The sequence below is a fragment of the Enterobacter sp. DTU_2021_1002640_1_SI_PRY_ASU_LCPMC_013 genome, assembly GCF_032389435.1.
In the GTDB taxonomy this organism is placed as follows: domain Bacteria; phylum Pseudomonadota; class Gammaproteobacteria; order Enterobacterales; family Enterobacteriaceae; genus Enterobacter; species Enterobacter hormaechei_C.
In genome coordinates this window covers 677,795-702,427 of record NZ_CP135594.1, presented here as the reverse complement: position 1 = coordinate 702,427, position 24,633 = coordinate 677,795, and the positions used below count along the sequence as shown (strand labels likewise).

Below are 24,633 nucleotides of genomic sequence, written 5' to 3'. Positions count from 1 at the left end.
AAACAGGGTGAGATATCAGTGAAAGACATGATCGTCAGCGAAAACCGCATGATTCCCGCACCACCAGCGCAGGCGGCAGAATGATTCGTTTGGCGGGTTCGTCGTTGCCCTGTATGCGGCTGTAAAGTAACTCCCCTGCCTTACGACCAATCTCTTTCGCCGCCACCGATACGGTGGTCAATGCGGGCTGCACCAGAGCCGCTTCGGTAATATCATCGAAACCGACCAGCGCAAAATCACGTCCCGGCTCACGGCCCATCTTGCGTAAGCTTTGCATCACCCCCAGCGCCACAACATCCTGATAGCAAATTGCCGCACTGATGTGTGGATGCTCGAGAAGTAACGCCTCTGCCACGCGCGCGCCGTCGCTTTGGCTGGCGTGAGAGGTTCTGATCCAGGCAGGATTCGGCGTCACGCCGTACTCCAGCAGCTTGCTGGTAAAGCCCCCGATACGCTGCGCCCGAGAGCCCGAATTCTGGCTCCCTCCAATGAACGCAATGTGCCGATGGCCCATTCTGAGCAGATGCTCCGTCGCCATCTGCGTGCCTAAGAAGTTATCCGTTCCGACAAAATCAAAATCCGGATCGTTCAGCGGTCGCACAACCATGATAGCCGGAATATTGCGCCGCTTCAGACCCTCAAAAAAGGCCTGGGGCGTTTCCCGAGCCGCACACAGCACCATACCGCCGACGTTATTACGCATCAGTGAATCAACAAATTTTTGCTGTCGCTCTGCCGATTCCTCGCTATTCGCCAGAAAAAGCATCAGCTCGTGGCGCTCCATTTCATGACTTAGCCCTGCCGTCATCTCGCTGTAAAAAGGGTTGGTGATATCGTGCAAGAGCAGCCCGACCTGGTTACTGCTGCGGTTACGTAAATTGGCTGCCGTCTGGTTATAGACATAGCCGGATTCATCCAGCGCCTTAAGCACACGTCCGCGCGTGCTTTGCGAAATGCGGCCTTTGTTGCAGAGCACCATCGAGACCGTCGCCGTTGACACGCCGGCGCGTTTCGCGACATCGGCCAGTGTAATTCCCGTCATGTTGTCTCCTTCATCATCACTACAGGTTAATCGAATAACCTGTTTTTTGCATTTTTCCCTGTGAGACTCTTCACATTACCGCTGTTGTTCTGGATTCGATTCGCATTTATGGCGGGTTAATCGCGTTAACCACTCTTCTCAAATACGGTTAATCGAATAACCTTAAATAACGATTACGGAGGATACAATGACAACCTACGACAAATTCCCCACGGTGGCGATACAGGGTTTTGATGACAGCGCCTGGCAAGGCTGGGAAGCAATAACCCGCGTTCTTGAGTCAAAAACCCAACAGCGCAGCCGCACGGTGCTGGTGATTGACTGCTATCCGGGCGTGCGCATGACCGAGCTTGAAGAGAACGTGCTGCCGCGTCTACGCCCGACGCTGGCGATCAATGCTGAACAGGCGCGACGGGATGAGTGTGCCATTCATGAGATGCTGGCACGCAACCTCACAGACGATCGCGTCTTTGGCGTTCTCTCCTGCCACCAGCTTGGAGAGTTTTTCGATCCCGCGCGTCTGGAGGCGTTGCAGGTTCGGGTGAGCCAGTGTTCCGGGGGGCTGATTGTGATCTACGGACCCGGTGCGACGCTTGTCCATCCGGGTGATGTGCTGGTGTATGCCGATCTGCCGCGCTGGGAGATCCAGCAGCGTATGCGCCGGGGTGAGACTGGGAACTGGGGCGCAGATAATCAGCAGGAAGATATGCTTCGTCGCTACAAGCGCGCCTTTTTTGTCGAATGGCGCGTCTTCGATCGCCACAAAACACCGCTGCTCAGGCGCACCGATTTTTTACTGGATACAACCCAGACGAACCAGCCCGCGATGGTCAGCGGCGAGGCCCTGCGAGCCGGGCTGAAGCAAACTACCACCCAGCCTTTCCGCGTGGCGCCCTTTTTCGATCCTGGCGTCTGGGGCGGCCAGTGGATGAAACAGCAATTCGATCTCGATCCCTCTGCACCCAATTACGCGTGGTGTTTTGACTGCGTGCCCGAGGAGAACAGCCTGTTACTGCGTTTTGGCGCAGTGCGGATCGAGATCCCCTCTCAGGATCTGGTTTTGCTTGAGCCCCGTGCTCTGCTGGGCGAGAAAGTTCACGCACGTTTCGGCGCGGAATTCCCGATCCGTTTTGACTTCCTCGACACCATGGGTGGCCAGAATCTGAGCTTCCAGGTCCACCCCATTACCGAGTACATCCAGCAGCAGTTTGGGATGCACTATACCCAGGATGAGAGTTATTACATTCTGGAAGCGGAGCCGGGTGCCGTCGTCTATCTGGGGACCAAAACCGGCACAGACCCTGAGGCCATGATGGACGATCTCAGGCGCGCGGGTCGCGGTGAAAAACCGTTTGATGACGACCGCTTCGTTAATCAGATCCCGGCAAAAAAGCACGATCATTTCCTGATCCCGGCTGGGACGGTGCACTGCTCCGGCGCGGGAACCATGGTGCTGGAGATCAGCGCTACGCCGTATATTTTCACCTTCAAACTGTGGGACTGGGGCCGCCTGGGCCTGGACGGGCTGCCGCGCCCGGTACACCTGGAGCACGGTGAAAAGGTGATCGACTGGCAGCGTGACGCGCAGTGGGTTCATCAGCATCTGGTGAATCAGTTCGAACCTGTCGCGGAAGGAAACGGCTGGCGTGAAGAGCGTACTGGCCTGCACGAGCGTGAATTTATCGAAACCCGCCGCCACTGGTTTAGCGAACCCGTTTTGCACCACACCGGCGGCGGCGTGAACGTGCTGAATCTGGTAGAGGGCGACGAAGCAATTGTCGACAGCCCAACCGGTGCATTTGAGCCGTTTACCGTCCATTACGCCGAAACCTTCATCATTCCGGCAAGCGTAGGTGATTATCGCATTTCACCGTCAGCCCGTGCTTCCGGACACCCCCTCGCGACGATCAAAGCCTGGGTAAGGAGCTAACGATGATTCATTTTATTGTCGCCACTCATGGGCCGTTAGCCGCCGCGCTGCTGGAGAGCGGCCGGATGGTATACGGCGAGCTCCCCGGCGTACACACCGTTTGTCTGACCGAACAGGCGGGAATAGAAGGCTTCCGGCAGGATTTCATCGCCACGCTGGAAGCGGCAAGCGCCAACGCTGACGGCGTGCTGGTGCTGTGCGACATGCAAAGCGGCACGCCGTGGAACGTGGCCTGTGAGGCCGCGTTTAACCCACATACGCAGCCGCCGGTCGCCGTGGTGGCTGGAGTCAACTTCCCGATGCTGCTGCAAACCGATGAGGTGATGATGGCTCGCGATGTTCATCAGGCTGCCGGGCAGCTTATCGAAATTACTCTGCCGACGCTGGTACAGGCGAAACCGGCAGATACTGCACAGACAGACGATTTTTAAGGAGCCGCATATGAGTATTTCTTTTGTACGCATTGACGATCGCGTGATCCACGGGCAGCTCATTACACGCTGGGCCAGGGAGCTGCCCTGCGACGGCATCGTTGCCATTGACGATGCCGTTGCGGCCGATCCGCTGTTATCGTCGGTCATGAAAGGAGCCGTATCAGATACTAAAGTGTGGCTGTTCGATACGGCAACCGCGATCGAAAAACTGCCAAAAGTGATTGCCAGCGAAAAGCGCTATTTCGTGATTGGCAAATCTCCACTCACGCTACAGCGCATTGAGCAGGCGGGCATTAGCCTGAAAAACAGCAACGGAAAAATTAACGTCGGCCCGATGAGCGCCCGGGCTAACACGATCACCATCGGCCCGAATCAATCGGTAACCCAGGATGAAGCGGCGGCGTTCGAGTGGCTGACCGGGCAGGGACACGCGATTGAATTCCGCCTGGTTCCTGATGCCAGTTTTTATACCTGGCAGGATGCCAGACAAAAGCTGAAATAAGGAGCAGATCATGATTATCGAAGCGGCTTTAATTGGCCTGCTGTGTTATCTGGGCGCACTCAGTAGTCCGTGGCTTTTAGGGTTGACGGGCGGCTGGTATCTCATCTCCCGACCGCTCATTTCCGGGATGCTGGTTGGCCTGATCCTGGGCGATATCAAAACCGGGATTATGATTGGCGTAGCGGTGCAGGCGGTGTATATCGCAATGGTGACACCCGGCGGCTCGATGCCAGCAGATTTAAACTTTGTGGCTTATCCGGCCATTGCGCTGGGAATACTTTCCGGCAAAGGACCTGAGGTTGCCGTCGCGCTGGCGGCGACTATTGGGATCGCCGGAACCATTCTCTTCAATGCGATGATGGTGCTGAACTCCTTCTGGAACCATCGTGCGGATGTGGCGCTGGAGAACGGCGACGAGCGCGGGATCTACCTTAACAGCGCCATCTGGCCGCAGGCGATGAACTTTGTGCTGCGCTTTGTGCCTACCTTTATCGCCGTCTTTTTTGGCGCACAGTACATTAGCGGGTTTATGGACAGCCTGCCGCATATCGTCCTCTCCACCATGAACGTGCTGGGCGGCATCTTGCCCGCCGTCGGTATTGCCATCCTGCTTAAGCAGATCATCAAAAGCTATACCATGCTCATCTACTTTCTGGTGGGCTTCGTTTGCATCGTTTTCCTGAATCTCAATATGGTCGCGCTGGTGATCGTGGGCGCCCTGCTGGCACTGATTCATTACAACTATAAACCCGAGGCACCGCAGGCCGTGGCTTCAGCACCTGTCCCTGACGACGAGGATGAATTCTGATGGAAGAACGTAAACTCACCCGCAAGGATCTGCGCCGCTGCTGGCGAGCGTGGATGATGCACAACCTCTCCTCAATGAGCTTTGAACGCCTTGAATCCTTCGGCTTTTGCCTGAGCATGCTGCCGGTCGCAAAAAAGCTCTATCCCGACCCGGTACAACGTACCGAGATGCTGCGCCGTCACGCGTCGTTCTACAACACGGAGCCACAGATTGGCGCGATCGTTAACGGTATGGCGCTGGGGCTGGAGGAGAAAAAAGCCAACGGCGAGCCGATTGACGGTGAAACCATAAATACCCTGAAGGTAGGCCTGATGGGGCCAATTGCCGGGATCGGCGATTCGATGATCCCGGGCATGCTGATCCCGATCCTGCTTAGCATTGGGATGGCGCTGGCGGCAGGCGGAAATATCCTCGGTCCACTGTTTTATACCGTTGCCTGGCTGGCCATCATTATCCCTGGCTCCTGGTTCCTGTTTCTGAAAGGCTACCAGATGGGATCAGGCTCCGTGGAGATGCTGGTCAGCAGCAAATCTACCCGGCTACGGGAAGCGCTCTCGCTACTGGGCGTATTTGTCATGGGCGGCGTGGCGGCCAGCTACGTGAAGCTCGGCACCGGGCTGGAGTTCATCACCCGGGACGGGGTTAACATTCACGTTCAGCAGATGCTGGACGGTATTTTCCCGCAGCTGCTTCCGCTGGCGGTGGTGCTGGGGACCTGGTATCTGATGGCAAAACGCGGCGTGTCGCCGGTAAAAGCCATGATATTGCTGCTTATACTGGCAGCGCTTGGCGTGGCGTCCGGTTTGTTTGCAGGATAAGAAAACCGGGGCAATGCCCCGGCTTCTTTATGGATGGAAGTTATTCCACAGTTCTGCGACTTTATCCGGACGCGAAATAAACTGGAACCGTGCGGGGTCATCAATAAACTGCTGATAAACAGGCGCATCAGTAATGCCAAATTCCGGATAACTTCTCGGCGTAATCATCTGCAAGCGCCCTGGTCTGTAGTGACTGTTATGCTGCCAGACAATATGATTACCCTGAACTAAGGGATACCAGGCCAGACCTTTTCGCGCACGAACGGCCTCATACTCAAAGCCATATTCCCGATCGCACCACGCACCAAACGTCAGCGGCTCATTGGGCGAGGCCGAAATCGTCGCATGGCCCCATCCGGGAGGGACCAGTACCTTTTCACCCGGCCCCGCGAGTACCGCAAAACAACGTCCCGGATCGTCGTCCACATACTCCTGCATGTAGATAATCGCTTTACCCTGCCAGATTTCGTACAGCTCAGGGGGCGACCATCCGCTGTGCTGGCTAATACGGTGAACATGTCCCTGGCTGCGGACCGGCTCATCGCCAAGCGTGCCTGCCGCGTAGGTGACCACACCAAAAAGCAGCATGCGTTTTTCGAGCTCCGGCCTGTCCGCCAGACGCGCCACGTCCATCGCGATGGCATACACCTGTTCAGGCCCTTCGCAGTCCGGATTGCGCAGCGACGGGCGGATCTGATCCAGCGTTCTGATCTCCGGCATCGGCCCGGTAACATCCTCTCCGTAGCAAAAACCGAGCGGCTGACGGGTGATGGTCATATCAAGGCCATAGTTAGCCATGGCGCACCTCGTAACCTTCCCCAGAGGCAAAGATCCGCAGGGTGAAGCCCTCTGCCAGCGCCGCATAGTCGTGTCCCGCAATGCTCGGCCAGACGGCAAGGGAGGATAGCGTCTCGTTGCCAGTGTTAATCAAACGATGCGCTGTAAAAGGAGGAATAATATGCACGGAGCCAGCCGTCACCTGCTCAAGCCGCGCGTCGCCCGCCTCCGTTTGCAGCAGCAACAAGCCACATCCGCGCAGGCCAAAATAGACCTCCCCCTGTTCGCGGCGCTGATGAAAATGACCGCGAGTCATAAAGAACTCATCGCCCACGTTACCCGCACGCAGGTGAGTTACCCCAACGAAGAGTGCCCCTTCCCCTACGGGCGAGCCCAGTACGTCTACGTCATACACACTTTTTTGAGGATTGCCGCACTTCCACGCCTCGCCGTCTGCGAAGATCCCAGGAAGATCCGCAAGACGAGTCGTTTTGCGGATAAGCGGCCCGCCGGCTAGCGCGCCGGTAGCCCACGTCAACTGAGGTGGCAAAAAGATGTCTGAATTCATATCGCTCTCCGGCCCGAGGAGAACAGCAATATCATGATGGCAGATTAAACGATTAACCTAGTGATAAAAGCGTCAATATTGATGGTGAATCACAGTTAACCAGAAACAAAAATGCCGGAGGCTTTCGCCACCGGCATTTTGAAGATTGAGAGGACATTATTCCACTTCGCGGGCGTCGATTCGCAGCTCTTTCGGCACTTCGAAGACAATGTTCTCTTCACGGCCTTCCAGCGGCACCGCTTCGCCACCGCCCAGCTCTTGCAGGCGGGCAATGACGTTTTGCACCAGGATATCCGGCGCTGAAGCGCCTGCGGTAACACCGACGCAGGCCGCGTTTTTCACCCACGCTTCCTGAATGTCCGTTGCGTCGTCGATCAGAAAAGCTGCTTTCCCCATACGCTGCGCCAGTTCGGCCAGTCGGTTGGAGTTAGAGGAGTTTTTCGAGCCGACCACCAGCACCACATCCGCCTGTTCAGCCAGGGCGCGTACGGCTTCCTGACGGTTGGTGGTTGCATAGCAGATATCATCTTTGCGCGGCCCGACGATTTTCGGGAAGCGCTGGCGCAGGGCGTCAATCACGTCTGAGGTGTCGTCTACGGAAAGCGTCGTCTGGGTCATAAATGACAGACGGGCTTCGTTTTTCACGTCCAGCGTAAAGACATCTTCCGGTGACTCAACCAGATACATGCCCCCTTCCGGGTTGCTGTACTGGCCCATGGTGCCTTCAACTTCCGGGTGACCAGCGTGACCAATCAGAATTGACTCTTCACCACGACGGCTGGCGCGCGCCACTTCCATATGCACTTTTGTCACTAACGGACAGGTGGCATCGAATACGGTCAGATCGCGGCTTTTCGCCTCGTTGCGTACCGCCTGAGAGACGCCGTGCGCGGAGAAGATGAGGATTGCGCCGTCCGGCACTTCGCTGATCTGCTCGATAAAAATCGCACCGCGCTCGCGCAGGCTGTCGACCACGTAACGGTTGTGCACCACTTCGTGACGCACGTAAATCGGCGCGCCGTAAATCTCCAGCGCGTTTTCAACAATGCTGATAGCGCGGTCTACACCGGCGCAGAATCCGCGCGGGTTAGCCAACAGGATCTGCATTTTACTCCTCCAGTGCCGGATCGATCTCCAGCACTTCGACATCAAAATGAACGGTACGCCCGGCAAGCGGATGGTTGAAATCGACGGTGATAGAATCGCCGTTGATTTCTCGGATCACGCCAGGCATTTCGCTGCCGTCCATAGCGGTAAAGAGCATAATCGCCCCGATTTCTGGTTCACCCGCATCCATAAACTCACGACGCGAGAAATACTGGATCAGGTCCGGGCTTGGCACGCCAAATGCCGCATCCGGCTCCAGCGAAAACGCTTTTTTCTCGCCCTCTTTCAGACCCAGAAGCTGCTGCTCAAGGCCTTCAGACAGGGAGGTGTCACCCAGACGAAACAGCGCCGGTTTGCCATTGTTGCGGGTGGATTCGGCCGTGGAGCCGTCATCCAGCTTCAGCGTGAAATGAACGAGAACCGCGCTGTTGCTCTGTACGGATTTAGACATACACATTGCTCTTTAATGTTGTCTCGCCTGTGCGCCGGGTGGCGCTGCGCTTACCCGGCCTACAAGTGTCGGCATATTCGGTAGGCCGGGATCGCTACGCGTCACCCGGCTGGTTTTGTTACACCTGCTCTTTCGCGGCCGGTTTAGGCAAGAAGCCTTCCAGCACGATTAACGCCGCACCAACGCATATTGCGCTATCGGCGAGGTTAAAGGTCGCGAAGTGCCAGTCGCCGACGTAGAAATCGATCATATCGACCACAAAGCCGTGCCACAGGCGGTCAAACAGGTTACCCAGCGCGCCGCCAATGATCAGCGCGTAGGCGATGTTATTCAGCTTTTGCGTGGCCTTTGAGCGGTACATCAGCACCGCCAGCACGACGCAGATACCGATAGCGATACCCGCGAAGAACCAGCGCTGCCAGCCACCGCTGTCGGCAAGGAAACTAAACGCCGCACCATAGTTGCGGGCATAGTGCAGGTTAAGCGACGGAAACAGCGGGACCGTATCCCCCAGAGCGAAATTCTGGAGGATCAGGAACTTGCTGCCCAAATCAATAATCAGCACCACCACCACCAGCCACAGCCAGCGCAGTCCTGTTGAACAGAGAGTTTTACTCATCAGGCAAACTTACGTTTTTCGCCGTCACCGGCGACGTTGCTTACACAGCGTCCGCAGATGTCTGCGTGTTCCGCCACCTGACCGACATCAGTGGTGTAATGCCAGCAACGCGGGCATTTTTCACCGTCGGCTTTGCTCAGTGCGACCTTCAGTCCTTTGAGCAGTTCACTCTGCTGAGCATCAGCAGTAGCTTCGGCATAATCCGCAACTTTCGCACCGGAGGTCAACAGGACAAATCGTAATTCATCGCCCAGCGCGGTCAGTTTGGCCGCCAGCTCCGGTTCGGCGTACAGGGTCACGGTCGCTTCCAGCGAACCACCGACTTTCTTGTCAGCGCGCGCCTGCTCGATAACCTTATTCACTTCGCCACGCACTTTCAGCAGCTCGTCCCAGTAGGCATCGTTCATTGCTTCAGTGCTGGAGAGGTCGAACAGACCTTCGTACCACTCGCCGGTGAAGACATACTTCTTGCGTTCGCCCGGCAGGTAACCCCAGATTTCATCCGCGGTGAAGGACATGATCGGCGCCATCCAGCGTACCAGCGCCTCTGCGATGTGGAACAGCGCAGTCTGGCAGCTACGACGCGCCACGCTGTCCGCTTTCGCGGTGTACTGGCGGTCTTTGATGATGTCGAGGTAGAACGAGCCCATCTCGATGGAGCAGAAGCGCATCAGGCGCTGCACCACTTCGTGGAAGTCGTAAGACTCATAGGCTTTAAGAATATCTTCCTGCGCCGCTTTCGCGCAGCCTACCGCCCAGCGATCGAGCACAACCATCTCTTCCGGCTTCACCATGTCTTTCACCGGATCGAACCCGTTCAGGTTCGCCAGCAGGAAGCGCGCGGTGTTACGAATACGACGATAGCTGTCAGCAGCACGTTTCAGGATCTCATCAGAGACCGCCATTTCGCCGGTGTAGTCGGTAGAGGCCACCCACAGACGCAGAATGTCCGCGCCCAGTTTGTTCATCACGTCCTGCGGAGAAACGGTGTTACCGATAGATTTGGACATCTTACGGCCCTGACCATCCACGGTGAAGCCGTGGGTCAATACCTGGCGGTAAGGTGCTTTACCCTTCATGGCGGTGGAGATCATCAGCGATGACATGAACCAGCCGCGGTGTTGGTCAGACCCTTCCAGATACATATCGGCAGCGTGACCAGCAAACTCCGGACGCACGTCAACCACGGAGGAGTGGGTAGACCCGGAGTCGAACCACACGTCCAGGGTATCCGGCACTTTCTCGTAGCTGTCTGCGTCAGCGCCCAGGATGTCGCGGGCGTCGAGATCCCACCACGCCTGAATGCCGTCAACTTCGACGCGCTTCGCCACTTCTTCCATAAGTTCCAGCGTGTTCGGGTGCAGCTCCTGCGTCTCTTTATGTACGAACAGAGACATCGGCACGCCCCAGGTGCGCTGACGGGAGATACACCAGTCAGGACGGTTAGCCACCATGGATTCGATACGCGCCTGGCCCCAGTCAGGGATCCACTGCACGCCTTTGATCTCTTTCAGAGACTGGGCGCGCAGGCCTTTCTGATCCATGCTGATGAACCACTGCGGGGTCGCACGGAAGATGATCGGGGTCTTGTGACGCCAGCAGCACGGATAGCTGTGCTGCATTTTCTCAACGTGCAGCAGCGCGCCGCTGGTGCGCAGCATGTCAACGATGATGTCGTTAGCTTTAAAGACGTTGATGCCGTCCAGCGCCGGGTACGTGCCTGGCAGGTAAGAGCCGTCCGGACCAACCGGGTTAGCGATTTCCAGACCATATTTCAGGCTGATGTTGTAGTCGTCAGGACCGTGGCCACCGGCGGTATGCACCGCACCGGTACCCGCTTCCAGCGTCACGTGATCGCCCAGGATCGCCGGAACGTCGAAGTCCAGGAACGGGTGTTTAAAGCGCATCAGCTCCAGCGCGTCACCTTTCACGGTACCGAGCACGGTGTAGTCGGCGATGTGCGCGCGTTTCAGCACGCTTTCGACCAGGTCTTTCGCCAGGATAACCGCACGGCCATCAATCTGCACCAGCGCATACTCAAACTCGCCAGAGAGGGAGATCGCGCGGTTAGCAGGCAGCGTCCACGGGGTGGTGGTCCAGATCACCAGAGAGATCGGGCCGCTTACGCCAGGCAGACCAAATTTAGCTTTGATCGCATCCTGATCGACCGCTTCGAAGGCCACGTCGATAGAAGGCGAGGTTTTGTCGTAATACTCCACTTCCGCTTCTGCCAGCGCAGAGCGGCAGTCGACGCACCAGTGCACCGGCTTCGCGCCTTTGTGCAGGTGACCGTTGCCGATGATTTTACCCAGCGCTCGGATGATGTTGGCTTCGGTTTTGAAGTCCATGGTCAGGTACGGATGCGACCAGTCACCCAGCACGCCCAGACGGATGAAGTCAGCGCGCTGACCGTCAACCTGGGTGGCAGCGTATTCGCGGCATTTCGCGCGGAATTCTGCGGCGGTGAACTTCTCACCCGGCTTACCGTACTCTTGCTCAACTTTCAGCTCGATCGGCAGACCATGGCAGTCCCAGCCCGGAACGTAAGGCGAGTCATATCCCGCGAGTCCTTTGGACTTCACGATAATGTCTTTCAGAATCTTGTTTACAGAGTGACCAATATGAATGCTGCCATTCGCATATGGAGGGCCATCATGCAGAATGAAGGTTTTTTTGCCTTTTTTGGCTGCACGAATGATGCCGTACAGGTCATCATCGGTCCAACGCGCCAGCATTCCCGGTTCACGCTTGGCGAGATCGCCGCGCATCGGGAACCCTGTTTCCGGCAAATTCAGGGTTGATTTATAGTCACTCATCAGATTCTCGGTTCCGTATTTATCACGTAGGCAGTTAAGCCGGTTCTAAAGCCCAAAAAACTCGCGGGCCGTTAATTCATCTCGCGCGATTTGCGCCTTAAGTTCATCCAGCGAAGCGAATCGCTGTTCATTGCGTATTTTTTTACGCAGTATTACATCTATATGGCGACCATACAGGTCCATTACAACGTCCAGCAGGTGTACTTCTAACTGTTGACGCACACCGGCAACCGTTGGACGTGTGCCAATGTTGGCGACGCCGTAGAAAGGCTTCTCGCCCAGTCCTGCCACTTCCACCGCATAGACCCCTTTAACCGGGGAGACCTGACGACGCAGCGGTATATTCGCCGTCGGGAAACCTATCGTGCGGCCCAGCGCATCGCCATGGACCACGCGACCTGAAATCGTGAACGGGTGACCCAGCAGCGTTTCTGCCGTGTCCAGTTCATCATTCGCCAGCGCCTGACGTACCGCCGTGCTGCTGACGCGCACGCCGCCCTCACAGAAGGTCATCGTGCTGGTGACGTCAAACCCGTACTCCAGGCCAGCCTTCTGTAATAACAAGAAATCGCCCTGACGACCAGCGCCAAAGCGGAAATCATCGCCCACGGCGAGAAACTGCACGCCAAGCTGCCTGACCAACAGGTCGCTGACAAAATTTTGTGCGGTCAGCGCGGCAAAACGACGGTCGAACCGTACGCACAGGACGTAGTCCACCCCTGACTCCGCCAGGTAGCGTAACTTCTCACGCAGACGCGTCAGCCGCGCGGGGGATTTCTCGCCTGCAAACAGCTCCAGCGGCTGAGGCTCGAAAATCATCACCACGACGGGCAGGCCTCGCGCCTCGCCTTCTTTACGCAATCCCTGCAACAGCGCCTGATGCCCACGATGCACGCCGTCGAAATTACCAATGGTCAGCACGCACCCGTGCGGGGCTTGACTGAGATTATGTATGCCGCGTATCAGCTTCATGACTGGCTCAAAACAGTGAAAATCGCCAAAGTATACCTTGTACAGCGGTTAAGGTTAACCGGCGATTGTTCACGCTAAACAGAAAGCCGTATGATTTCATCACGCTGACCTTTCACAGCAAAAAAATCTGTCCGCGAACTGCGATTTTTACGCCGAAAAGCTGTATTCACGAACGACAAGCTGGTAGAATCCTGCGCCATCACTACGTAACGTAGCGTCGCCACATTAACGGCGCTTATTTGCACAAATCCATTGACAAAAGAAGGTATAGAGGGCATATTCCTCGGCCTTTGAATTGTCCACATAGATCATATTTGGGAGTTGGACCTTGGCTAATATCAAATCAGCTAAGAAACGTGCCGTTCAGTCTGAAAAGGCTCGTAAGCACAATGCAAGCCGTCGCTCTATGATGCGTACTTTCATCAAGAAAGTATACGCAGCTATCGAAGCTGGCGACAAAGCTGCAGCGCAGAACGCATTTAACGAAATGCAACCAATCGTGGATCGTCAGGCTGCTAAAGGTCTGATCCACAAAAACAAAGCAGCGCGTCATAAAGCAAACCTGACCGCGCAGATCAACAAACTGGCTTAATCGCCACTTGTTGTTGCTTGTTTGAAAGAACCCGCTTAACGCGGGTTTTTTTATGTCTTCAGATTGCCGGCGGCGTAAAAAGCGCCGAATAGTCGCGATTGCAGATTCGCTGCACCGCCGGGTGCTGAATCATCCTTTCGGCGAATATGGCGTGATACTCTTCCATCACGTTATCCACCCTGCCGATCTCGGTTATTTTGTCGTCTGAATAGAGATCGTGCGCGTACAGCGTCGGAGCAACGAAGATAGCGTTATGCGCTTCGCCAAAGGCTTTCATCAGCGCCGCATCGTCGAACTCACCGAGAATTTCTACGTTCAGCCCCTGCGAGTTAAACCAGTTCAGCAGCTTACGTCCGAGCATGGACCGCCGACCCGGCACCAGCAAGCGGCGCTCTTCCAGGCAGGCCGGAAACGGTTTTTCCGGCGGCGGATTGATGCACCAGAAACTGACGCCGCATTCGCCAATTTTCACCGAGAACAAGCCTTCCTGCTGCGTGGAGTCGATTGGGCAGTCCGAGATAATCATATCCAGCTTATGCTGGCTCAGCTGTTCCAGCAGCATCTCGTGAGTGGACTCAAAGCAGCGTAAATGGATCTGTTCATCTTCCACCACCGCCGCATCCAGCACGCCACTCACCAGCCGTTTGGACAGCGCATCCGCCACCCCCACGTCAAAAAGCAGGTTAGACTCTTTGCGGTAGTTGACGATATCCAGCATCTCCTGGCTCAGGGTGAACATTTTATCCGCATAGCGGAACACCAGCTCGCCCAGCTCACTGGGCTCAATCCCACGGCCCTTGCGCTTGAACAACTTGCCCTGTAACCGCTCTTCCAGGGCTTTGATTTGCCCGGTAATGGTTTGTGGCGTCAGGTAAAGCGCTTCTGCCGCCCCCACGACCGAGCCCTGTTTATAAACGTGCCAGAAGTAATAAAGATGGTTGTAATTCAAATGAGACATCGCGTGTTCTCTCCCTGAGTGTGTATCGGGAGAAGGAGCCCCCTCCTCCCGGTTTTCCGTTATGCCTGGACAGCCTGTCCGGACAATTTCACCTTCAACAAGGTATAACCAATGACTGCGGCCAGTAATGACCCGATGAGAATGCCGAGTTTTGCCCAGACGATAAGCTCAGGCGCGTTTGCGCCAAACGCCAGCGTCGAGATAAAGATCGACATGGTGAATCCAATACCGCACAGCACGCCGACGGCCATAATCTGGCTAAAGGTGGTCCCGTTTGGCAATGACGCCAGCTTCAGCTTCAGCGCCAGCCAGCAGAACAGGCTGATACCCAGCGGCTTACCGATAAACAGACCGGCGATGATACCCAGCGGCAGCACGGAGGTGAGTCCGTCCAGGGTAACCCCGGCCAGGGAAACTCCCGCGTTGGCAAACGCAAACAGCGGCAGGATCATAAAGCCCACCCACGGATGAAGCACATGCTCCAGCTGTCTGGCTGGCGATTTGCCGTCCTGCTCCTTCAGCGGAATAAAGAAGCCAACGATGACGCCCGCCAGCGTGGCATGCACGCCAGACTTCAGCACCGCCGTCCACAGCACCATGCCCACCAGAATATAAATACCCGTACGTCGGACGTTGAAGACGTTCAGCAAGGCCAGCACCACAATAGCCACGGCCGCCACGCTCAGCGACAGAACCGACAGATCGCTGGTGTAGAACAGCGCGATAATCACGATAGCGCCCAGATCATCGATAATCGCCAGCGCCATCAGGAAAATTTTCAGTGCTACCGGGACGCGGCTACCGAGCAAGGCTAAGACCCCGAGCGCAAACGCGATATCCGTTGCGGCCGGGATCGCCCAGCCGTCACGCGCAACCGGATCCTGCCACGCAAACGCGAGAAAGAGCAACGCCGGAACGATCATCCCGCCAATCGCCGCGATCACCGGAAACGCCGCGCGCTGACGGCTGGCAAGCGAACCGATCACCAGCTCACGTTTAACCTCCAGACCCACCAGCAGGAAGAACACCGCCATCAGCGCATCGTTGATCCACAGCAGCATGTTCTTGTTAATTTCCAGCGCCCCGACTTTCAGCTCGACGGGCGTTTCCAGAAATGCGTGATAGAGATCGCGCGTCATGCCCATATTGGCGAGCAGCATGGCGGCCGCAGCAGCCATAATCAGGATGACGCCGCCGGATGCCTCACTGCTAAAGAAACGGTGTAGTAATTTCACGTTTAAACTCTCTTTTACAACAATACCTCGGTAAAACCATAATATTAGCGCAAACAGATCGGTAAAAACAGATTAATATTGGTAATAGATTCAGTTTAACCGAGGAATAACGCTATAAACAAAAAGCCCGGAATCGCTTCCGGGCTTTAAAAGATAGTAACCAGCTGGCGGGTTAGCGGGTTAAATCGTCGAAGAATTTTTTGACGCCATCGAAGAAGCTTTTGGAGCGCGGACTGTTTTTCTCGCCCGTCGGGCCACCAAAACTCTCCTGAAGCTCTTTCAGCAGCTGTTTCTGCTTGTCGTTCAGGCCGACCGGCGTTTCCACGACCACGCGGCATAACAGGTCACCCTGCGCGCCACCGCGAACGGATTTAACGCCTTTGCCGCGCATGCGGAACAGCTTCCCGGTCTGGGTTTCGCCAGGGATTTTCAGGTTAACGCGACCGTCCAGCGTCGGCACTTCGATTTCGCCACCCAGCGCCGCCATCGCAAAGTTGATCGGCACTTCACAGTACAGGTTGTTACCTTCACGCTCGAAGATGGCGTGCTGCTTCACCTGAACCTGAACGTACAGATCGCCTGCCGGTGCGCCGTGCTCGCCGGCTTCACCCTCACCTGCCAGACGGATGCGGTCGCCCGTATCCACGCCTGCCGGAATCTTAACGGACAGCGTTTTGGTTTTCTCCACGCGACCGTGACCGTGGCATTTGGTGCAGGGATCTTTAATCAGCGTACCGCGACCATGACAGTGCGGACAGGCCTGCTGCACCGCGAAGAAGCCCTGGCGCATCTGCACCTGACCGGAACCGTGACAGGTTGGGCAGGTCTGTGGCTGAGTCCCCGCTTTCGCGCCGCTGCCGTGGCAAACGTCACACTCTTCCAGCGTCGGAATACGGATCTCTTTGGTGACGCCGCGAACCGCTTCTTCAAGCGTCAGCTCCATGTTGTAGCGCAGGTCTGCGCCGCGCGCCGCGCGCTGACGACCACGTCCGCCGCCGAAGATATCGCCAAATACATCACCAAAGATATCGCTGAAATCAGCGCCGCCGCCGAAGCCGCCGCCACCAAATCCACCGCCGCCCATGCCGCCCTGTTCAAAGGCCGCGTGACCGTACTGATCATAGGCCGCACGTTTTTGTGCATCGGTCAGGACTTCGTAGGCTTCTTTAATCTCTTTAAATTTGGCTTCAGCCTCTTTGTCACCCTGATTACGGTCAGGGTGGAATTTCATGGCCAGGCGCTTATACGCCTTTTTGATTTCACGCTCTTCCGCAGTTTTCGGAACGCCTAAAATCTCGTAATAGTCTTGCTTTGCCATTGGTTTTTTTAAGCCCCTTAACATGCGAGCACGGGCGTGGAGAATTCTCCTACGCCCGTGCCGATTACTTACCCTGCATCAGGGCGATTATTTTTTGTCTTTCACTTCTTCGAACTCAGCGTCGACAACATCGTCGTCTTTCGCGTTGTTCTGGGAAGCATCAGCGCCCGCCTGCTGCTGTGCGTGCTGCTGCTGAGCGATTTCCATCAGCTTCTGAGAAACCTGTGCCAGCTCCTGCATCTTCGCTTCGATGTCCGCTTTGTCTTCGCCTTTCAGAGACGTTTCCAGCGCGCTCAGTGCAGTTTCGATCGCAGTTTTGTCTTCCGCTGGCAGTTTATCGCCCGCTTCTTCAACCTGCTTACGGGTGCTGTGCAGCAGATGGTCACCCTGGTTACGGGTCTGAACCAGCTCTTCGAACTTACGGTCGGATTCCGCGTTAGCTTCGGCATCACGAACCATTTTTTCGATTTCCGCTTCGTTCAGGCCAGAAGATGCCTTGATGGTAATCTTCTGCTCTTTACCGCTATTTTTGTCTTTCGCAGACACATGCAGGATACCGTCAGCATCGATGTCGAAGGTGACTTCGATCTGTGGCATGCCGCGTGGTGCCGGGTTAATACCGTCCAGGTTGAACTGACCCAGAGATTTGTTATCCGCCGCGCGCTTACGCTCACCCTGAATCACATGGATGGTTACCGCAGACTGGTTGTCTTCAGCGGTAGAGAACACCTGGCTGTGTTTCGTCGGGATAGTGGTGTTTTTGTTGATGAGCGGAGTCATCACGCCACCCATGGTTTCGATACCCAGAGACAGCGGAGTAACGTCCAGCAGCAGTACGTCTTTTACTTCACCCGTCAGAACACCACCCTGAACCGCAGCACCGATAGCAACCGCTTCGTCCGGGTTCACGTCTTTACGTGGCTCTTTACCAAAGAATTCAGCCACTTTCTTCTGAACCATTGGCATACGAGTCTGACCACCTACCAGGATAACGTCCTGAATATCAGACACGGACAGGCCAGCGTCCTGCAATGCAACTTTCAGTGGCTCGATAGAACGGTTCACCAGGTCTTCTACCAGGCTTTCCAGTTTCGCACGGGTCACTTTGATGTTCATGTGTTTTGGACCGGTCGCGTCTGCGGTGATGTACGGCAGGTTCACGTCGGTCTGCTGAGCGGAAGACAGCTCGATCTTCGCTTTCTCAGCGGCTTCTTTCAGGCGCTGCATGGCCAGCGGGTCGTTACGCAGGTCAATGCCCTGATCTTTCTTGAACTCGTCAACGAGGTAGTTGATCAGACGGGTATCGAAGTCTTCACCACCCAGGTGGGTATCACCATTGGTTGCCAGAACTTCGAAGGTTTTTTCGCCGTCAACGTCGTCGATTTCGATAATAGAGATATCGAAGGTACCACCACCCAGGTCGTAAACCGCGATAGTACGGTTGCCAACTTCTTTATCCAGACCGTAAGCCAGTGCTGCTGCGGTTGGTTCGTTGATGATACGTTTTACTTCCAGACCTGCGATACGGCCAGCATCTTTGGTTGCCTGACGCTGAGCATCGTTGAAGTAAGCAGGTACGGTGATAACAGCTTCAGTTACCGGTTCACCCAGGTAATCTTCCGCGGTTTTCTTCATTTTCTTCAGCACTTCAGCAGAGATCTGCGGAGGTGCCGTTTTGGTGCCTTTCACATCAAGCCATGCATCGCCGTTATCGGCTGCGATGATTTTGTAAGGCATGATGGAAACGTCACGCTGAACTTCTTCGTCCTGGAAGCGGCGGCCAATCAGGCGTTTGATCGCAAACAGGGTATTTTGCGGGTTTGTCACGGCCTGACGTTTAGCCGGCTGACCAACCAGAGTTTCACCATCCTGGGTATAAGCAATGATAGAAGGCGTGGTGCGATCGCCCTCGGCGTTCTCCAGCACACGTGCAGTAGTGCCATCCATAATCGCTACACAAGAGTTGGTAGTACCCAGGTCGATACCAATAATTTTACCCATCTAAACGTCTCCACTAAAAATTCAGTCAACATGTGGTTGTGTACCTGTAATAAGGGCAGAACGTGCTTTTTCAACTGCCCAGATTTGATTTTTTTCAGGTCCACACACTGCGGTTGCTTACAAGATGGGGTCACAACGGCATCCATCAAGGGGGAAGGATAAAAAATTTTTTAATTTCACCCCGGTGAGATCATAGACGGCGTCGATGCCGCCCATTATGATGCCGCGCCCCGTCAGGTAGAACTGGCGCGGGTTTAACCATTTCACCATATTAATGATGATTTTTTTGAGGACTTATGGGCAACACTAAGTTGGCTAATCCGGCTCCGCTGGGCCTGATGGGTTTTGGCATGACCACCATTCTGCTGAACCTGCACAATATCGGGATGTTCCCGATGGACGGCATTATCCTGGCGATGGGCATTTTTTACGGCGGTATCGCACAGATCTTTGCGGGCCTGCTGGAATATAAGAAAGGCAACACCTTCGGCTTAACCGCCTTTACCTCTTACGGTTCCTTCTGGCTGACTCTGGTCGCAATTCTGCTGATGCCTAAAATGGGCCTGGCAGAGGCGGCAAACGCCCATTTCCTGGGCGTGTACCTGGGACTGTGGGGCGTGTTCACCCTGTTCATGTTCTTCGGTACCCTTAAGGCGAACCGCGCACTGCAATTCGTCTTCCTGAGCCTGACCGTACTGTTCGCTCTGCTGGCCATCGGTCACCTGGCGGATAACGAAGGCATCGTTCACGTTGCCGGCTGGGTAGGTCTGGTTTGCGGGGCAAGCGCAATCTACCTGGCCATGGGTGAAGTGCTGAACGAGCAGTTCGACCGCACCATTCTACCGATTGGTGAAAAACACTGATCCCTCTGTCGTGCCCGCGTCGCGGGCACGACGTCCCTCTGACTGGCGAAGCCACACCCCCAAAACCAGTCCCATCAGCGATAACGCCAGCACGTACCACGCAGGTGCAAGGGGTGACACCCCCATCAACACCGTCACCACAATCGGGGTCAGCCCACCGAAAATGGCATACGAGACATTATAAGAGAAAGAGATCCCAGTGAAGCGTACCTCCGGCGGGAAGGCGCGGACCATTACGTACGGTACGGCGCCAACGACGCCCACGCACAGCCCGACGACACCGTACAGCAGGAACAGCTGTTCAGGATGGGTGCCCGCAAGATGATAAAATGCCCAACTCGACGCAGCCAGAAGCAGACTGCCGACAATAAAGGTCGCGCTTGCGCCAAAACGATCCGCCGCCAGCCCGGCGGCCAGACAGCCAAAGCAGAGCATAATTGTCGCGATACTGTTCGCCTGTAACGTCACGGCAGGCGCAAAACCGTACTGTTTTTGCAGCCAGACCGGCGACATCAAAATGACCACCACGATCCCCGCAGACAGCAGCCAGGTCAGAAGCATCGACACCACTACCGCTTTTTTATGTCGCACTACTACGGTTTTCACCGGCAGTTCTTGCGCCAGCGCCTTCCGCTGCTGCATTTCCAGAAATATTGGCGTCTCCTGCAACCAGCGTCGCAGGTACATCGCCACCAGCCCAAACGCCCCGCCCAGCAGGAACGGTATACGCCAGCCCCAGTCGTGAACGGCCTGTTGCGTCATGCTGGTATTGATGATGGTTGCAACCACGGAGCCAAGCAGGATCCCGATCGTCAGCCCTGCGGTCAGCGTTCCGCACGCAATGCCGACGCGGCGCACCGGGACGTGCTCAGCGACAAACACCCAGGCGCCCGGCACTTCCCCGCCGATGGCCGCGCCCTGGAGAATACGCATCAGCAGCAGCAATAACGGGGCGATAATGCCCATCGACTCATAGGTAGGCAAAAGCCCAATCGCCAGCGTCGGCACGGCCATAAGCAGGATGCTGAGGGTAAACATCTTCTTGCGCCCAACCAGATCGCCAAAGTGCGCCATGACAATGCCGCCCAGCGGGCGCGCCAGATAGCCGGCAGCGAAAATGCCGAAGGTTTGTACCTGACGCAGCCATTCCGGAATATCCGCCGGGAAAAACAGCGCCCCCACAACGGCGGCGAAGAAGACAAAGATGATGAAGTCGTAAAACTCCAGCGCGCCGCCCAGGGCAGCGAGCGTGAGGGTTTTGTAGTCCTGTCGATTCAGAGGTCGGGTGTTATGTGACATAGCGAACCATTGTGCATGTGTTGTGGATTATTTTTTACAGCAATCGTAAAGAAAAAATTACTATATCGTAAATCCATTTACACGCTACCGCGGCTGGCGCTAATGTCACATTTTAAAGAATTTCAGGAGATTGTTTCGCGGCGAGCGCTTTTAGGGCGAAATGCTGCTACCACATTGCCGTCAGTTTCCACGTACGGACCGTCAAGCAGTTGTATACAATACGGTACACTTGCAAAGATACCGTGGACGATAACGCTGCCGTCCTCGGCTTTTACCCCTTCCAGCGTTTCTTTTATCGACTTCGGCTGCCCCGGCAGGTTCAGGATCAGCGCCTGTTTGCGGATCACCCCGACCTGACGGGAAAGAATGGCCGTCGGGACAAAGTGTAGACTGATCTGGCGCATCTGCTCACCGAAGCCCGGCATTTCACGATCGGCGATAGCCAGCGTCGCGTCCGGCGTTACATCGCGGCGCGCGGGGCCGGTTCCGCCCGTCGTCAGCACCAGGTGGCAGCTCATCTCATCCACCAGTTCACACAGGGTTTGCTCGATGATCGGCTGCTCGTCCGGGATCAGGCGAGTCTGGATCTCAAACGGGGTAGTGAGCGCGCTGCCCAGCCACGCTTCCAGAGCAGGGATGCCTTTATCCTGATAAACACCGCTGGAGGCGCGGTCAGAAATCGACACTAAGCCGATGCGTAAGGTATTCATATCCATTCCATTCAAAAAGTACTGATTAAAGGGAATGATACACGCAGAGAGAAAATTCAGACAGAGGCGGGGGAAAGACGCGTGACCGGGAACCCGGTCACGCAGAATGATTACAGCAGGTCGCCGATCATTTTTTCCAGTTTTTCCTGGTCGATAGCAAACTTACGGATACCGTCCGCCAGTTTATCTACGGCCATTGGATCCTGGTTGTGCTGCCACAGGAACTCGGACTCGGTGATGCGCTCAGGGCGTGCTTTCACTTCGCCGGTGTAGGACAGTTTACGCTCGATAGCACCTTCGCTTTCTGCCAGCTCTTTCAGCAGCGCAGGAGCGATGGTCAGGCGGTCACAGCCAGCCAGCTCGATGATTTCGCCGACGTTACGGAAGCTTGCGCCCATAACAACGGTCTCATAGCCGTGCTGTTTGTAGTATTCGTAGATTTCAGTCACTGAAATCACGCCTGGGTCTTCAGACGCCGCGTACTCTTTCTTGTCGGTGTTGGCTTTGTACCAGTCCAGAATACGGCCCACGAACGGAGAAATCAGGTATACGCCAGCTTCGGCACATGCACGCGCCTGCGCGAAGGAGAACAGCAGAGTCAGGTTACAGTTGATGCCTTCTTTTTCCAGCTGCTCAGCAGCGCGGATGCCCTGCCAGGTAGACGCCAGTTTGATCAGGATACGGTCATTGCTGATGCCCGCATCGTTGTACAGTTTGATCAGGCGTTTTGCTTTGGCGATAGACGCGTCGGTGTCGTAGGACAGGCGAGCATCAACTTCGGTAGAGATACGGCCAGGAACGAGCTTCAGGATTTCCAGACCGATGTTCACTGCCAGTTTGTCAGTGGCATCCACAACCTGCTGCGCGCGGTCATTGCTCTGTGCTTTTGCCCAGGTCACCGCCTCGTCGATCAGTTTGCGATACTCAGGGATCTGCGCGGCGTTAAGGATCAGAGAAGGGTTGGTTGTGGCATCCTGCGGCTGGTACAGCTTCATTGCCGCGATATCTCCGGTGTCAGCGACGACAGTGGTGAACTGACGAAGGGAGGTCAATTTATCCGTCATGATAGTGTTTCTCTTTTAACGTGCCCTGGATAATTCACACTACCGACAGCTTGCCAGCAGCGGAAAAATGACAGGTTTACTTGTTAGGGGGATGTAACCGGTCTGCCCTGATGATAACACGAGTGAGAGGCAGCGCAACCGCAGACAGTGCGCTTAGGCAGAGTATGATAAACTCAGAATATTAACAGGCTGCTAAGTAACAGCATGCACAATCAGTGGTAGCGCTTACATATTCACTTTGGCATCAACAAGAGGGACGTTAGTGCCTGATTTCTTTTTCTTTATCAACGAAGTCCTCTGGGGTTCGATCATGATATACCTGCTTTCAGGAGCAGGTATCTGGTTTACGTGGCGCAGCGGTCTGATTCAGTTTCGCTATATCCGCAAATTTGGCAGAAGTCTGAAAAACAGCGTCACCCCACAGCCGGGCGGCCTGACCTCGTTTCAGGCGCTCTGTACCAGCCTGGCCGCACGCGTCGGCAGCGGTAACCTGGCCGGTGTCGCGCTGGCGATCGGCGCGGGCGGTCCGGGCGCGGTATTCTGGATGTGGGTGACGGCGATTATCGGTATGGCCACCTCCTTTGCTGAATGCTCGCTTGCGCAACTCTACAAAGAAAAAGACGGCAAAGGTCAGTTTCGCGGCGGTCCCGCCTGGTATATGGATCGCGGGCTGGGAATGCGCTGGATGGGCGTTCTGTTCTCAATCTTTTTGCTGATTGCCTATGGCCTTATTTTCAATACCGTTCAGGCAAATTCCGTCGCCCACGCGCTGCGCTTTGCCTTCAATTGTCCCGAGTGGCTGACGGGCGGCGCGCTTGCCCTTCTCACCCTGCTGACCATTGTGACCGGGCTCAAAGGGGTTGCCCGCCTGATGCAGTGGCTGGTTCCGCTGATGGCGCTGCTGTGGGTGTCCACCAGCCTGATGGTATGTGCGATACATATCGACGAGGTGCCGAACGTCATCGTCACCATTTTCCAAAGCGCGTTCGGCTGGCGCGAAGCGGCTTCCGGCGCGCTGGGTTACACCCTTAGCCAGGCACTCACTGCGGGTTTTCAGCGGGGTATGTTCTCCAACGAAGCGGGAATGGGCTCCACGCCGAATGCCGCCGCAGCGGCCGCATCCTGGCCCCCACATCCCGCCGCGCAGGGCATTGTACAGATGATTGGCGTCTTCACAGACACCATTGTTATCTGCTCCGCCAGCGCGATGATAATGCTGCTGGCCGGTGCCGCTGAACAACCGTCCGGTAGTACGGCAGGCATTCATTGGGTACAACAGGCGCTGGTCTCCCTCGTCGGCGGCTGGGGCGCGGACCTTGTCGCACTTGTCGTGGGACTTTTTGCCTTTAGTTCCATTGCAGTGAACTATATCTATGCCGAAAACAACCTTATCTTCCTGAAAGTTGACTCGCGTCTGGCCCGCAACATCCTTCGCGCGGGCGTGCTGGCGATGGTGTTTGTAGGTTGCCTGCTCAGCATGCCGATGATCTGGCAAATAGCGGACGTCATTATGGCGCTGATGGCCATCACGAACCTGACGGCCATTTTGCTGCTTTCACCGGTTGTGGCGCTGATCGCGCGCGATTATCTGCGTCAGCGCAAGCTCGGCGTACAGCCCGTCTTTGACGCCTCACGCTATCCCGAAATCGAGTCACAAATTGCCCCAGGCACCTGGGATGATTTGCCGCGGCAATAACAGCTATCGATCAATTCAGGGCGATTTTTTGTTAAAGTCGCTCTAAATTTCCT

General features: G+C 55.8%; 23 protein-coding genes and 1 pseudogene. 8 read left to right on the top strand and 16 right to left on the bottom strand.

What is annotated here, in order from left to right; translation table 11 throughout:
* Positions 1-34: 34 nt before the first annotated feature.
* The gene (locus tag RS584_RS03420) at positions 35-1,042 is read right to left on the bottom strand and encodes a LacI family DNA-binding transcriptional regulator (protein ID WP_315748936.1); all 1,008 of its coding nucleotides are present in this window, start codon (positions 1,040-1,042) and stop codon (positions 35-37) included.
* A gap of 187 nt (positions 1,043-1,229) precedes the next feature.
* Between RS584_RS03420 and RS584_RS03415 the strand changes: the two genes are divergently transcribed.
* Genes RS584_RS03415 through RS584_RS03395 form a run of 5 tightly spaced genes read left to right on the top strand, consistent with a single transcriptional unit; the run spans position 1,230 to position 5,534 of the window.
* Positions 1,230-2,972 carry a class I mannose-6-phosphate isomerase gene (locus RS584_RS03415; RefSeq protein WP_017694537.1) on the top strand — a complete coding sequence of 581 codons (1,743 nt, stop codon included), beginning with the start codon at positions 1,230-1,232 and terminating at the stop codon, positions 2,970-2,972.
* Positions 2,973-2,974: 2 nt separating this feature from the next.
* Positions 2,975-3,403 (top strand): PTS sugar transporter subunit IIA, encoded by a 429-nt coding sequence (locus RS584_RS03410; RefSeq protein WP_193042044.1) that lies wholly within the window; start codon positions 2,975-2,977, stop codon positions 3,401-3,403.
* A 10-nt stretch (positions 3,404-3,413) separates the two neighbouring features.
* Complete coding sequence (locus tag RS584_RS03405) at positions 3,414-3,908, top strand: PTS system mannose/fructose/N-acetylgalactosamine-transporter subunit IIB (RefSeq protein ID WP_015572639.1); 495 nt, start codon at positions 3,414-3,416, stop codon at positions 3,906-3,908.
* Between the two features lie 10 nt (positions 3,909-3,918).
* Positions 3,919-4,716 (top strand): PTS mannose/fructose/sorbose/N-acetylgalactosamine transporter subunit IIC, encoded by a 798-nt coding sequence (locus RS584_RS03400; RefSeq protein WP_193042043.1) that lies wholly within the window; start codon positions 3,919-3,921, stop codon positions 4,714-4,716.
* Positions 4,716-5,534, top strand: a complete 819-nt coding sequence (locus tag RS584_RS03395; protein WP_015572637.1) for a PTS system mannose/fructose/sorbose family transporter subunit IID — start codon at positions 4,716-4,718, stop codon at positions 5,532-5,534. Before RS584_RS03400 ends, RS584_RS03395 begins: the two co-directional genes overlap by 1 nt.
* 27 nt (positions 5,535-5,561) lie before the next feature.
* On the opposite strand, the gene RS584_RS03390 is transcribed toward RS584_RS03395, so the two are convergent.
* The 8 genes and pseudogenes from RS584_RS03390 to RS584_RS03355 form a co-directional block, all read right to left on the bottom strand.
* A complete protein-coding gene (locus RS584_RS03390) occupies positions 5,562-6,332 on the bottom strand; it encodes a glucose-6-phosphate isomerase family protein (RefSeq protein WP_015572636.1) in 771 nt (256 codons plus the stop codon).
* Positions 6,325-6,879 (bottom strand): glucose-6-phosphate isomerase family protein, encoded by a 555-nt coding sequence (locus RS584_RS03385; RefSeq protein WP_017383813.1) that lies wholly within the window; start codon positions 6,877-6,879, stop codon positions 6,325-6,327. The genes RS584_RS03390 and RS584_RS03385 overlap by 8 nt, the downstream gene beginning before the upstream one ends.
* Positions 6,880-7,035: 156 nt before the next feature.
* Positions 7,036-7,986 carry a 4-hydroxy-3-methylbut-2-enyl diphosphate reductase gene (ispH, locus tag RS584_RS03380; RefSeq protein ID WP_017383814.1) on the bottom strand — a complete coding sequence of 317 codons (951 nt, stop codon included), beginning with the start codon at positions 7,984-7,986 and terminating at the stop codon, positions 7,036-7,038.
* A gap of 1 nt (position 7,987) precedes the next feature.
* The gene (gene fkpB, locus RS584_RS03375) at positions 7,988-8,437 is read right to left on the bottom strand and encodes an FKBP-type peptidyl-prolyl cis-trans isomerase (protein WP_015572634.1); all 450 of its coding nucleotides are present in this window, start codon (positions 8,435-8,437) and stop codon (positions 7,988-7,990) included.
* A gap of 118 nt (positions 8,438-8,555) precedes the next feature.
* Entirely contained in the window at positions 8,556-9,056 is a 501-nt protein-coding gene (lspA, locus tag RS584_RS03370; RefSeq protein WP_006810164.1) for a signal peptidase II, read from the bottom strand.
* Positions 9,056-11,872: an isoleucine--tRNA ligase gene (gene ileS, locus RS584_RS03365; protein WP_315748935.1), complete on the bottom strand. Its 2,817-nt coding sequence runs from the start codon at positions 11,870-11,872 to the stop codon at positions 9,056-9,058. The genes lspA and ileS overlap by 1 nt, the downstream gene beginning before the upstream one ends.
* A 45-nt stretch (positions 11,873-11,917) precedes the next feature.
* Positions 11,918-12,844: a bifunctional riboflavin kinase/FAD synthetase gene (gene ribF, locus RS584_RS03360; protein WP_003856456.1), complete on the bottom strand. Its 927-nt coding sequence runs from the start codon at positions 12,842-12,844 to the stop codon at positions 11,918-11,920.
* A gap of 7 nt (positions 12,845-12,851) precedes the next feature.
* Positions 12,852-13,057: pseudogene (locus tag RS584_RS03355) on the bottom strand (DUF2575 domain-containing protein); the annotation flags it as partial.
* Positions 13,058-13,172: 115 nt separating this feature from the next.
* Here RS584_RS03355 and rpsT point away from each other — a divergent pair.
* Positions 13,173-13,436, top strand: a complete 264-nt coding sequence (gene rpsT / locus RS584_RS03350) for a 30S ribosomal protein S20 (RefSeq protein WP_003856458.1) — start codon at positions 13,173-13,175, stop codon at positions 13,434-13,436.
* A gap of 58 nt (positions 13,437-13,494) precedes the next feature.
* On the opposite strand, the gene nhaR is transcribed toward rpsT, so the two are convergent.
* The 4 genes from nhaR to dnaK all read right to left on the bottom strand — a co-directional run bounded on the left by nhaR (position 13,495) and on the right by dnaK (position 18,948).
* Positions 13,495-14,394: a transcriptional activator NhaR gene (gene nhaR / locus RS584_RS03345; protein ID WP_003856462.1), complete on the bottom strand. Its 900-nt coding sequence runs from the start codon at positions 14,392-14,394 to the stop codon at positions 13,495-13,497.
* A 59-nt stretch (positions 14,395-14,453) separates the two neighbouring features.
* Positions 14,454-15,629 (bottom strand): Na+/H+ antiporter NhaA, encoded by a 1,176-nt coding sequence (gene nhaA / locus RS584_RS03340; RefSeq protein WP_126498705.1) that lies wholly within the window; start codon positions 15,627-15,629, stop codon positions 14,454-14,456.
* Positions 15,630-15,801: 172 nt separating this feature from the next.
* A complete protein-coding gene (gene dnaJ / locus RS584_RS03335) occupies positions 15,802-16,947 on the bottom strand; it encodes a molecular chaperone DnaJ (protein WP_014830600.1) in 1,146 nt (381 codons plus the stop codon).
* A gap of 87 nt (positions 16,948-17,034) precedes the next feature.
* Entirely contained in the window at positions 17,035-18,948 is a 1,914-nt protein-coding gene (gene dnaK, locus RS584_RS03330) for a molecular chaperone DnaK (protein WP_006810169.1), read from the bottom strand.
* 296 nt (positions 18,949-19,244) lie between these two features.
* On the opposite strand from dnaK, the gene satP reads away from it, so the two are divergent.
* Positions 19,245-19,811, top strand: a complete 567-nt coding sequence (gene satP / locus RS584_RS03325; RefSeq protein ID WP_003856474.1) for an acetate uptake transporter — start codon at positions 19,245-19,247, stop codon at positions 19,809-19,811.
* Here the strand turns inward: satP and RS584_RS03320 are convergent.
* From RS584_RS03320 to tal, 3 genes are all read right to left on the bottom strand, one after another.
* Positions 19,788-21,110, bottom strand: coding sequence for an MFS transporter (locus RS584_RS03320; protein ID WP_058692028.1), 1,323 nt, complete (start codon positions 21,108-21,110; stop codon positions 19,788-19,790). The two genes, satP and RS584_RS03320, sit on opposite strands and share 24 nt — an antisense overlap.
* 122 nt (positions 21,111-21,232) lie before the next feature.
* Complete coding sequence (gene mog / locus RS584_RS03315; protein WP_003856479.1) at positions 21,233-21,820, bottom strand: molybdopterin adenylyltransferase; 588 nt, start codon at positions 21,818-21,820, stop codon at positions 21,233-21,235.
* A 110-nt stretch (positions 21,821-21,930) separates the two neighbouring features.
* Entirely contained in the window at positions 21,931-22,884 is a 954-nt protein-coding gene (gene tal / locus RS584_RS03310; RefSeq protein ID WP_047052507.1) for a transaldolase, read from the bottom strand.
* Positions 22,885-23,146: 262 nt separating this feature from the next.
* Between tal and RS584_RS03305 the strand changes: the two genes are divergently transcribed.
* Complete coding sequence (locus tag RS584_RS03305) at positions 23,147-24,580, top strand: sodium:alanine symporter family protein (RefSeq protein WP_315748934.1); 1,434 nt, start codon at positions 23,147-23,149, stop codon at positions 24,578-24,580.
* The last annotated feature ends 53 nt before the right edge of the window (positions 24,581-24,633 follow it).